Raw genomic sequence first — 8,291 nt, 5'->3', positions numbered from 1 at the left:
AATGCCCTCAAATTTTTAAAAATAAATTATTATTTTTATTTGTATATCGTGCTTTAAAAAATATTAAAATTTATTTTTCTTATATTCCTTGGGAATGTTTATATTTAAGTCTACATCGCTTAAACTTTCGTTAAGTTTAATTTTTTTTGTATTAATGAAATCAACAACTGTTCCATCTTGGCTATATTCTTCAAGTTTAAGTAGAATTCCACTATCCCTATGGACCCATAGTTTAAAATTTTCAGCTTGATGTTTTTCCTGATAATATTCATTTAATTTCCCTTCTATGATTACAACATCAAGATTTAAAAAATTACCATTACCAGTAATCTCCCAATTATTATAATTTTCTAAATAACCAAGTCCTACATTTTGAGGAAAAAGTGAAGCAGCCGCCATATTCATAAAAGATGGATCTTGCCTTCTAATAAAAAGAGCTTCTCCATTTTGTTTACCATAGCGATCTCTTGGGGTTTTATATTTCTCTTTATCAAATCTCCCAGTTATAACACCTGTCTCTTCAAAGCTTTTATTTTTGTGAGTTACCTCGGTTAATTTTCCTTCCACAAACAAAGATTCGTGGACATCATTATTATTGTCTTTTGAGGTAATTTTAATCTTCGAAGCGGGATTCCCCTGAGTTTTCACTTTATAATTAATCTCATAATCAAAGTTCCCGGCCTTACTTTTATACTCAAAAGTACCTTTAACAGTCTTATAATTATCTATTGAATTGAGCATAAGAGTATGAATTTCTTCTTTGCTCATTGACTGTTCTACAAGCTGATTTGCCTTCACGATTTCATCTTTATATGTTGTTACTCCAATGCTTGTAACTAAAACAGAAGCAGTAAATAATCCAATTAACAATTTACTTTTTTTCATTAATTAACCTCCTTTATTAGTTAACAACATACGCCCCATCAGCACCTGTATCACCATTCATATTAGATTTAACAAATAGCCACGGTAATGGGTCAGCAGGTACTCTAACCGGGTTTAAATTCCAACCTCCTGGTGCACTATACTGATCGATTGAATCAATGGAATAGCCCTCTCCAGCAGAATTTTGAACTCCATAATTAGCATTAGGATTTTTAAAGGAAGTACTATTTAAATATACAGAATAATACCTTTCCCCATAAACACTGAATTTCCAAATATATTTTCCAGAAGTACTACCCGATAAACGGTGGTCACCAAGATAGCTAGCTGAAGCACTTTTATGAACCCAGCTCCCTGAATAAGAGTTGTATGAGCTATTAATAGCTCCGTGGTCATTGTCTAAAGTTTGACTGGCGGCCTCAGCTTTTATGAGTCCTAAAGTCGAATGTATCTAGTAATTTAAAAGTGGACCAGCGTAGTCATTGAAAATTCCCCCAGTATATAATAAAACCCTACAGATATTATTTCATAATGTGGGGAGCTAGGAGAGTTGATTACGTTGATAAAGAAACAGGATGTTTTATTGATGTATTTAAGGGAGGGGAAATCACAAAGGGAGATTGCACGAGAGACAGGGATCGACAGAAAAACGGTAAGGAAATATATAAACGAATATGAACTGAAAAAGTTAGAGGTGGAACAGTGCGAAGACATTGTACACACCGGAGAGTTAATCCAGCAGCTGGTGGAAGCCCCAAAGTATAAAGTTGGGATTCGCCGGAAGCGTGTTCTTACAGAAGAGATTGAAAAGAAAATCATACACCACTTAGAAGAAAATGAGGAAAAGCGTAAGAAAGGGCTGAGGAAGCAACTAAAAAAACCAATTGATATATTCGTAAGCGTAAAATAATCCCCACCTATATTATAGATGGGGATCAAGTTATGATTTAGATAATTGATTAAAGAGCCTGCAATGGACCGGAAGCGTTTCTGACCATGGCAGTAATTATCCAGTGCATTCTGGTCTTTAAAAATTTAGATATAGTTTGTGTAAGAAGAGGATCTCAACAGTATTCTACTTTAAGTTAACCTTTTCTTTTTTATTTCTTTTTCTCGCTGAGATTAATGTTAGGGTATAATTTGTTTGTTCATTAAGGGTATAATCAAAAATGAACATACAATTAGTTTAATGGAACCACTCATAAGGTTTTATTATATTTTAATTGGAAGAAAAGGGAAAATAAAAAAGACTGACTCATAAAATTCGTGAGTCAGTCCTTTTATTTGCTTTATAGGAATTATTTTCTATTCTTCCCACCTGATCGGAAAAAACTTATAAAGATGATATAAACTATTAATACTGTTATACCCCATCCTATAGGTACCACAATAAGGTAGTAGGAAATACTTTTTTTCGATATCCCTAACAAAGTTTCCAAATAATTAGTATCTAAATAATTATAGACTGTTTGCCAAGTAAACAGTAATAATATGAAAAGAAAGACCTTTTTTTTTCATTAGATATCAATCCATTCGTTATTACGGACACGGTCTTTACTATCAAGTTTTCTGGCTATATAACCACCTATATCTAAATAGTTTAATGCAGTACTTATTATCCATTCTAAACCCACAGCCAGGGATGTTGCACCCAAAGCTAAAAGCTTATCCTTGACAGTCTTATAGAATATTCTCTTTGCTGCTTCTTTTCCTTTTTTCTTAATATATGCTTGAATTGCAGCAAGTCCAATACTACCAGTTAGCGCTAAACTCGCAGTAGCATTTATGCCGGCACCAAGCCACCTTACAGAGATTACTCTTAAATGTCCGCTAGGATCTATATACATAACAGGGTTATTTTGTGTATAGATATACTGATTTATACTTAATAGATCATTTTCAAGACCATGAAACGTATCTCTTGCAATAAACCTTCCTAAATTGGAATCATAATAGCGAGCCATTAAATAATATAGTTTTGTCATCTCATCAAATCGATAACCAGCATAACGGTAAGGGTTCGATGTAGCCATTGTACCTGTTTGGGATATGATATTCCCCCAAGCATCGTACTGGTATTCGGCTACTAGACTTCCATTTTCATCCGTTAACGAAGTAACATCCCCATGCCCATTTAAATGGTAATAATATGTTTTTCCACTCTTTGACATAGTTACAGGATTTCCATCGGCATCCCATGTGTATTCAACAGTTACGTTGTTATTCGCATCTGTCTCAGCAATGACCTTATCATCCCATTATAATGGAAATTTGTAGTTCCAGTAGAAGTTGTCATACTCGTACGTTTACCTTCGTGATCATAGACAAATTCTGCGATTGAGTTTCCTGTCTTATCTTTTACTTCAATCAGTTGATTTTCCTCATTGTATACGTACATATTATTACCGTCATTTGTCAGGTTTCCGTTCTGATCGTGCGTATATGCCTGCCCATTAAAAGCTGTTAACTCGTTACCAGCATTATACGTATAATTAGTTTCGGTAACAGTAGTCCCTTTTGTCTCGGTTTTCTTCGTACGGTTACCGACCGCATCGTATTCATACGAAATTATTTTTCCATCTGTTAAGGTTTCTTTTGTTAACTGGTTCAGTGCATCGTATTCGTATGAAATCGTTCCTTTATCGGTTGCAATAATTGTCTGATTATTGTTCGGATCATAACTATATTTATACGAGTCTAATACAGTCCCGTCTTTTTTATAGTTTTTCAGTTCGCCTAATAGATTTGTATCGTTAAAGTTTTGAGCAGTATAGGTGTTGTTAGCTCGCTTAACGGAGGTCACATTCCCGCGCTCGTCATAAACAAACTTCGCCCGATTTGAACCACTATTTGACAATGCAATAAGCTGATTGAGTTTATTATAAGTAAATTCTGTAGAAGAATTAGTTGTTCCTGCTGTTAGTTTAACGGAAGTCAGGTTGTCGTTTGGATCATAACTATAATCAATTTTAACAGATCCCTTGGCTTCTTGCTTCATCCTGTTGTTATTGTCATAGGTGAAAGTTTGGCTGCTTCCGGATGCATCGGTGACCGATGTCATGTTCCCGTTTGCATCGTACCCGTATGTCCATTTTTTGACACCATTTACATAAATGCCATTTAACCGATTTAGGGCATCAAAGGTGCTGGAAATAGAATCGCCTTTTGGAAGCACCACCTTGGTTTGGTTACCGTTACGGTCATACTCCAACTTAGTTACCTGGTTTAACGGGTTCGTAAATTTAGACACAAGGTTAAATTCATTGTAGTCGTACTTAGTCAGATTCCCTTTGGCATCGGTCACAGTTGTCCGGTTCCCGTTACCATCGTAGCCATATGAAGTAACACCAATTTTTGCATCTGTCACTTTTGTCAACAGATTGCGGCCATCATACACAAAAGAGGTCGTTTGCCCTTTAGCATCTTTCACACTTGTACGGTTACCTACAGCGTCATAACCAAACGAAACAGTATTCCCAACCTGATCTTTAACAGTTGTAACATAATTGCCACCCGACTCGTAAGTATTGGAAGTAATCGAAGCTCCAATTTCCAAACGCATTGCATCGAACCAGGCAGTACCTGTCTGATTATAATAGTAATAGTAAACATCAATGGAATTAAAAGCCTTCTTAGGTTTTATCTCTGCAGCGACATGTTGCCAACCTGTTGCTGTTTTATCGAAATCATTTGCATAATCCCAGTCAGTTGTTCCATCTGTATAATTGATGGCCAATTGCAAGGCATAATAACCGCCATTTGGATTGGCGTCAGACTGTTTGGACCAACCTGATAAAGTCATTTTTGTGTTCTGATCTCCTGAAAAGTTGACTCGCTGTTTGATATATTTATCCTTTCCGGCTTCTCCGGTCATCTGGAAAGAAGATTTGCCAATATAAACGTTGTCATCACCAGAGTTTACGTTTTGAACGATTTTATCATTCGTTGAGAGGTTTGTACTTGTATCCCAATTGTCAGGTTTTCCATCCTGATTCGCATCTTTTTCAAAGCTTGAGTTTTCTACTAAGTTATAAGAAGCAAGCGTTGTTCCTTTTTCCAATTGAACCCCATCAAAATAAGCGGTCCCGGAACCTGGATTTAACCCAACTGCTACTGTAATTTTCTTCGTATTTGCTGGTACCGTGTCAATGACAGATTGCAGACGAGTCCAATCATGCGTCCCTTTTAAGCCAGATGAAAATTCCTGTCCTAGCCAGTTATTTTGATCATCGAAAAATTCAATTTTTAATAGGGCCGAACCAACTGTACTGCTGGTTTTGACATAAGCACTCGCTATATATTTCTCTCCTGATGTATAGTCGAACTTATCAGAACGGATAACTGCCCAACTTGTTGGATTGGAGATGCTGACTGCTTTTCCACCAAACTTATTCGTACTCGACCAAGCAAAATTTGCTGTGCTGCCGGAGTCTTTTAACTGTTCCCAGCTATCCGGCCAGTTGTCGCTATTCTGATCCAATTCAAAGCTTGAATTCGCCAGCATATTGTCTGCCGCAGACATCGGATGGGTATCGTAAAGCAGATTCCCTTTCGAATCATAACGGCTAGCAGAAGTCTGTATATTTGGATCTGTTGATTCAGTCTGATTATTGTTCTTGTCATAGTCATTCGTGCTGACATTCTGGTTGAAATCCTGCTCTTTTATTAGATTGTTCTGACTGTCATACTCATAAGTTGAATTTTGGCTTTCAGGCAGCTGGACGCCGGTTATATTTCCATTGGCATCATATGTGTAAACATACGCTGCTGTACCATTAGCTTTGTTTGTGTTCGGCTCTACGACTTTTGTTAGATTGTTATTATTGTCGTAGGTGAACGTTGTCACAGCTTTGTTTGCTGTATCAAGCGGATTTTCCGTTATTTGAACTACATTTCCGTTCGCATTTGTGGTATAGTCAACGCGTTTTCCTTCCCCATCTGTCACTGACGTCACTAGATTCGTAGTGTCATAGGCATACGTAGTTTTACTTGTTTCTACAACACCATTGATCGTAATCGGATGGCTGATGCTGGTCACACGGTCCGATGTGTCGTAGCCAACCGTTGTTTTGATGCTTCGAGCATCCGTGATTCCGGTAACATTATGATCCGTATCATACGTGAAGGTTGTAATTTTTCCTTCCGGATCCGTAACTTTTGTGAGATTACCAGAAGTATCGTATTCATAGCTCGTTGCCCGACCTGCTGGGTCGGTCACGCTTGATACATATCCATTTGTGCCATAAGCGATTGTTGTTCCGCGTCCGGATGCATCTTGGACTTTCGTTAATTTTCCGGAAGCATCGTACACAAATGTTGTAGTATTGCCATTTGTATCAATAATTGAACTGATATTTCGATTGGTATTAAAGTTAGTTTTAGTGCCGTCTGTTTCGGTAATCGTATAGGTTCCGTCGGCGTTTTTAACTAAGTCAAGGTAGACGCCACCTGCGGCTTCATACCCACCGCCTATCTTTTCTCCAAAAATATGGCTGGTACTGTCTTCATCAACAAACGTAATTGGCCCGCTGATTTTTTCGGAAAGATACATTTCCCAATTCGTAAACCAGCCGTAACCAAAAATTCCTTTCGTCTGAGATTTACGGTTATTGAAAGTCCTTGTTAGACTTACCGGTTCCCCACGTCCCGGGATTTCCAAATCCGTTTGCTGGTAAACAAGATTTCCGTTTGCTGGGTTTACACCATCTTCCGTAGTCGTCCAGAATGATTCTAAACCAATTGGTTCGACACGATAGTTAATAGTAAGGCGAGGAGTATTCGATCCACTATTTACGCTGTTAAAAGAACGGTATGGCGATGTAGTTTCATTCTGCTGCTTCAGCATGAAACCAAAATTTGCTTGGTAGCCGTTATACCAATCTCTAGCAAGTGTTGTAATGTCCCAGCTCCAATACGCGTTATAAGTATTGCTTGTCACCGTGGATTCTTTTGTACTTCTTACCGCTGGCTGTGTATTCCATGTAACAGATGAAGGCCAATCACTATCGACCCTGTGCAAATCAACAGAAACTTCCGATCCATCGTTCACCGTCTGGTAAGCATTGAAATTAGCATTTGTAATTGTACTGTTACTCGGAAGTGCCGGAAGATAAAATCTTACGAGAGCACGGGTGGTTCCAAAATAGCTGTTGTAACCAGTATTCATATAGGTATTACTAGAATAAATAGAATCAGGGAAGCTACTTGCGACAAAATTATCCCGCAAAACATTCCAGCTGTCGATCGTTGGGTCAATTGTAACAGGGTATTGTGTTTCCGGATCTTTTAAGAACGACTGATCGGCAACAACATCAACAAACGTTTTCCCATTTTCTTCACGTATATCAAGAGAGACTTTTTCTGAGTATTTTCCTTTTGCATCCGTCATATAAGGATTTTCAAAGAACCATACTGTTTTTCCCTTTGAATCTTTGAAAATTATTGTCCCATTTTTCTCTTTATGAGGTGTTACACCCTTCATCTTCAGCTCAAAACTAAACGTATTTTCATTTTGATACTGATGAAGAATAATATCCTCTTTCACCGCGCTACCATGTACACGGTAATGAACATCGACATTGTCGAAAATACCTTTATAAGTCACTTCATTATTTTTAGCAGTACCTTTTACCTTTTTTGCTTTCACTGGAACGAAGCTAATGCTTTTTTCGTCTTTTTCAACAGAGACAAGTTCTCCATTTCCAGCTTCTTGCGTAAACCACACCTTTTGATGATTGGCGTTATTTTCAAATTTTCCCGCCTTTTTTGTACTGTTTTTAAGTTTATTATCAATCTTTTTCCACTTTTTATCTGAAGGATCTTGATAGAACTGTTGCTCCATAAAGATCTCTTCAGTAAAACTACCATCAGGATTTAAATACCTTGTTGAAAAGGGAGTCCGTTTATTCGTTAACTCCAATTTTTCTTTTGGAAGCTTATTTGGCAGTTCACCGATTTCGGCTGTTAAGGTTTCCTTTTTAGGAGTTCTTTTTGCTTCCCCTGGTGCTGCTTCTGTGAAACTTGGTCCTACTAAACTAATAATAAGACAAAATGATACGATTACCGCAAAATAACGATAAAAAGACCTAAACGATGAAGCCATATACTATTTTTCTTCCTCTCTGAATTCATGTACTATTCCGGATAGTCCAGATAATTATACTCGGAATGATAAATATTGGAAATATATTAATTTTTGGTAAAAAAGCATTCTAAACCCTAATCCTAAGAGTTTTAAAAATTTTATTCTTACCTCTTGCCCCTAAACTGTTTTACACCTGCCCAAATGGAAAAACCCTCGGACTTTATTTCAAGTCAACGAGGGTTGGAATATATCCTAGAACATCTTTTTATCAGGCATCTTCAGACGTAGGAGCGAACCATACAACCTATTTTATTTAACTTGG

General features: G+C 37.2%; 3 protein-coding genes and 1 pseudogene. 1 reads left to right on the top strand and 3 read right to left on the bottom strand.

The window, feature by feature from the left end:
• Positions 1-63: 63 nt before the first annotated feature.
• Entirely contained in the window at positions 64-885 is an 822-nt protein-coding gene (locus JCM21738_RS20055) for a hypothetical protein (RefSeq protein ID WP_023626832.1), read from the bottom strand.
• 550 nt (positions 886-1,435) lie between these two features.
• On the opposite strand from JCM21738_RS20055, the pseudogene JCM21738_RS20050 reads away from it, so the two are divergent.
• Positions 1,436-1,792 (top strand): annotated as a pseudogene (locus JCM21738_RS20050) (helix-turn-helix domain-containing protein); the annotation flags it as partial.
• Between the two features lie 610 nt (positions 1,793-2,402).
• On the opposite strand, the gene JCM21738_RS26340 reads toward JCM21738_RS20050, so the two are convergent.
• Both JCM21738_RS26340 and JCM21738_RS20045 read right to left on the bottom strand, forming a co-directional pair.
• Positions 2,403-3,056, bottom strand: coding sequence for an RHS repeat-associated core domain-containing protein (locus JCM21738_RS26340; protein ID WP_052019820.1), 654 nt, complete (start codon positions 3,054-3,056; stop codon positions 2,403-2,405).
• Between the two features lie 41 nt (positions 3,057-3,097).
• Entirely contained in the window at positions 3,098-7,987 is a 4,890-nt protein-coding gene (locus JCM21738_RS20045) for a DNRLRE domain-containing protein (protein WP_052019819.1), read from the bottom strand.
• Between the last annotated feature and the right edge of the window lie 304 nt (positions 7,988-8,291).

The sequence above is a fragment of the Mesobacillus boroniphilus JCM 21738 genome (genome assembly GCF_000517385.1).
Classification (GTDB): domain Bacteria; phylum Bacillota; class Bacilli; order Bacillales; family Cytobacillaceae; genus Mesobacillus; species Mesobacillus boroniphilus.
Note: the sequence above shows the minus strand (reverse complement) of the source record. Positions and strands in the feature narration are given on the sequence as shown.